Origin of the sequence: Kitasatospora sp. NPDC057904, assembly GCF_042887925.1 — a bacterium.
GTDB lineage: Bacteria > Actinomycetota > Actinomycetes > Streptomycetales > Streptomycetaceae > Kitasatospora.
The window spans coordinates 1-3,469 of sequence record NZ_JBHVOL010000064.1; the positions used below are offsets into that span (position 1 = coordinate 1).

A 3,469-nucleotide genomic window follows, 5' to 3' on the forward strand; every position below is an offset into this window, starting at 1 on the left:
TCTCCCCGGCCCATTCCCCCATCGCCACAGAAACGAGTCTGGCCCCACCGCTTGCGCGGTGGGGCCAGAACCCAAGATCTTCATCAGCCTTCTAGCGGTCCTCGGCGCGCAGCACGATCGGGTTGGTCAGGGCCGCCATCGGGCCCCACGGCAGGTCCTCGCCCATCGTGTTGCCACGGCCCGGCGACCCGTCCGCCCTCGGGTGGCGGACCTCGGCCCGGACGTACGCGGCGAGCGAGGCCGTCGTCCGCCACACCACCGTGCCCGAGCCGCCCGCGGGCAGCGACTCCTGGTGCATCTGGCCCTCGTCGGTCAGGAGCCGCACCGTCCCGCCCGGCACCCCGGACACGGCGAGCCGCACGTCCAGCGGCGCGTCCGCCGGGACGGCCAGCTCCTCGCCGATGCCGGCCTGCCGGCCGTCCCCGGTGACGGTGAACTCCAGCCGCACGGCCGCCGATTCGGCCAGCCAGCTGCGCCCGGCGCGCAGCCCGTCGAGGACCGAGTCCCGGGTGAGGTCCTCGGCCAGCACCACGTTGTGCGGCAGGCCGATCACCTGCGGGGCGCTGTGCGCGTCGCTGTTGCCCATCGCCGGCAGCCACGACCGGCCGTCCCGGAGGGCGACCGCGAGGCGCGCGTCCCAGGTGTCCACGGCCGACTCGTCGTCGTACGTCCAGGGCCCGTTCCACACCTCGACCGCGTCCGCCTGCTCGTAGCCGAACTTCCACTGGCACGCGACGTACGGGCAGTACGGGTGCGCGGGCACCACCAGGCCGCCGGAGCGGTGCACCTGGCGGACGAAGCGGGGGAAGGCCTCGTCGCGCGAGCGGTAGCGCCAGTCGACGAACTCGCCCGCGGGGAGACCGAGCGCCAGCCAGTGGCCGTTGCGCGTGGTGATCTCCTCGCCCGGGACGATCAGCAGGTCGGGGCCGGCCAGCGGGCCCCACACGGCGTGCGAGGAGCTGGTGTTGTGGTCGGTGGAGATGATGAAGTCCAGGCCGGCGGCGCGGGCCCCCGCCGCCACCTCCTCCGGCAGCCTTCGGCCGTCCGAGTGCACGGTGTGCAGGTGGCAGTCGCCCCGGTACCAGGCGCGGCCGCGGCCCCGGGCCCGCTCGGCCGGGTACGACGGCGTGAACTCCGGGCCCGGCTCGCCGAACCGGAGGGTGACGTCGACGCGGTAGTCGAGGCCCTGCGGCGCGACCTGGTACGGGCCGAGCACCACGTGCCAGGTGCCCGCGCCGATCGGGCCCGGCAGGTAGCCCGGGGTCGCGGAGTCGCTCGCGATGCGGAACTCCGTGCGGAAGCCGCCGGACCAGCCGCGGAAGCCCGGGCCGCCGAGGTCCGTGCCGCGCTCGTCGAAGACGCCGATGTCGCACGAGTTGCCCGGGGTGCCGGCCGGGACCGGGGGTTTGTCGTAGGTGTAGGACACGGCGATCTCGCGGACGCCGTCCGGCACTTCGACGGGGAGGTAGACGAAGTCGGGGGAGCCGGTGGGGAGGTGGCCGGTGAGGGTGAGGGTCTGATCGGTGGTCCGGGGCGCCTCTGCCGCTGCTGCGGCGGCTGGGGTGGCTGGGGTGGTGGCCGCGGCCGCGGTGGTTAAGCCGAGGGCGGTGGCGGCGCCGGTGGCTAGGCCGGTGCGGAGGACGTCGCGGCGGGCGGGGTGGCGGTCGGGCTCGGGGTGCTGGGGGTGCTGGGGGTGCTCGGGCTGTTCGGGGGTGGCGGGCATCGGGGTCTCCGGTGTCGGGCGGGGTCGGCTTTGCCCACGCCCCTACCCGCGGTGGTGAACCCCGGGTGAGCCGGGCCCCACGGCGGCGGGGCGGGCCGGTGAAAGCGGGCCCGGCCTCGCCCGGCGGGCCGTGTCGCTACGGCGGGGGCGGGTTGCGGCGGGCGAGGATCGACCGGTTCATAGAAGCAGACGGTCAGGCAGTCGGATCATCGTGGAGGTCGGTGTGTCACTCAGTCGGCGGGCCCTGCTGGCGGCGATGGCCGGGAGCACGCTGGCGGGGTGCGGGGCCGCGAAGGGGGGTGTGGGGGCGGCGTCCGCTTCGGTGGGGGTGGGTTCTGTGGGGGTGGGTTCTGTGGGGGCGGGCTCGGTGGGGGTGGGTTCGCCGTCTGCGTCCGTTGCTGTTTCACCGACGGCCACCGCCTCTGCCGTGCCGCACGAGCTCACCAGGGCGGAGGCCGTCGCCCGGTACGGCGGCGCGGCGCCGACCGAGTGGGGGCTGGACGTCGCCGGGGTGACGGGCGAGCTGCCCGCCGGGCAGCAGGTGACCGCGCTCACGTTCGACGCCTGCGGCGGCTCCGGCGGCAGCGGGTACGACGCCGACCTGATCGACTTCCTGCGCGCGCACGCGGTGCCCGCCACGCTCTTCCTCAACGCCCGCTGGATCGACGCCAACCCCGCCGAGTTCGAGCGCCTCGCCGCCGACCCGCTCTTCGAGATCGGCAACCACGGCACCGTCCACCGCCCGCTCTCCGTCACCGGGCGCTCCGCCTACGGCATCGCCGGCACCCGGGACGTCGGCGAGGTGTACGACGAGGTCGCCGGCAACGCCCACAAGCTCACCGACCTGCTCGGCCACCCGCCCCGCTTCTTCCGCTCCGGCACCGCCCACTACGACGACGTCGCCACCCGGGTGGTCGCCGACCTCGGGGAACGCGTCGCGGGCTTCACCGTCAACGGCGACGGCGGGGCCACCCTCACCGCCGCCGAGGTCCGGCAGGAGGTGGCGGCGGCCCCGCCGGGGTCGATCGTCATCGCCCACATGAACCAACCGGGCGGCGGCACCGCCCGCGGCTTCGCGGCGGCCCTGCCCGGGCTGCTGGCGGCGGGGCGGCGGTTCGTGCGGCTGTCGGACGTGTTCTGACGGGCTCGTTCTTTGACGGGCTCGTTCTCAGGTTCTGCCGGGCCCGTCCTCAGGCGAGGCGCAGGCCGTCGGGGAGTTCCTCCTCGATGATCCGCACCAGCCAGTCGAACACCGTCGGGCCGCGGCCCGCCCGGGCCTCGGCGAGTTCGGCGGCCACGTGCTCCCGGTTGGTGGGGTGACAGCGGGTGAGGCGGTGCTCCAGCTGGCGGACGGTCTCGGGGTAGCCGAGATTGCGCCGCGACACCTCGTGGTGCTGCCACTCGATCGCGTAGTCGCCGTCGTCGGGGGTGCCGAAGCCGCCGCGCAGGCAGTCGGCGAAGGCGTCGAGGTTCTTGCCGAAGTAGCCGCCGCAGCCGATGGATTCGCCCACGACCTTCCAGAAGTCGTCGAGGTTGCCGACCAGGGAGCCATCGATCACATAAGTCACGGTCACATGGCGAGGATAGTGCGGGGAGGGGTGGGGGGCGTGGGGGTTTTCGGGTGGGGGTGGGGGCCGCTGCGCGGGGCTTGGGGTGCGGGGTGGGCTTTCGGGTGGGTGGGGGGTGCCGGGGGTGGCTGCGGGGGTGGCCGCTCCGGGGGCTGGATGATTTTCCGACTGCCGACTC

At 74.7% G+C, this 3,469-nt stretch carries 3 protein-coding genes; 1 reads left to right on the forward strand and 2 read right to left on the reverse strand.

The window, feature by feature from the left end; translation table 11 throughout:
- Positions 1 to 91: 91 nt before the first annotated feature.
- On the reverse strand, positions 92 to 1,723 hold the full coding sequence (locus ACFVSN_RS45050; protein ID WP_387959303.1) for a CehA/McbA family metallohydrolase: 1,632 nt from the start codon (positions 1,721 to 1,723) through the stop codon (positions 92 to 94).
- A 427-nt stretch (positions 1,724 to 2,150) separates the two neighbouring features.
- On the opposite strand from ACFVSN_RS45050, the gene ACFVSN_RS45055 reads away from it, so the two are divergent.
- Entirely contained in the window at positions 2,151 to 2,864 is a 714-nt protein-coding gene (locus ACFVSN_RS45055) for a polysaccharide deacetylase family protein (RefSeq protein WP_380506762.1), read from the forward strand.
- Between the two features lie 49 nt (positions 2,865 to 2,913).
- Here ACFVSN_RS45055 and ACFVSN_RS45060 read toward each other — a convergent pair whose 3' ends face one another.
- A complete protein-coding gene (locus ACFVSN_RS45060; protein ID WP_380443271.1) occupies positions 2,914 to 3,297 on the reverse strand; it encodes a barstar family protein in 384 nt (127 codons plus the stop codon).
- Positions 3,298 to 3,469 lie beyond the last annotated feature (172 nt).

Excerpts from the sequence above, each read along its gene's own strand:
- ACFVSN_RS45050 (WP_387959303.1), bottom strand. The coding sequence starts at position 1,723 with ATGCCCGCCACCCCCGAACAGCCCGAGCACCCCCAGCACCCCCAGCAC.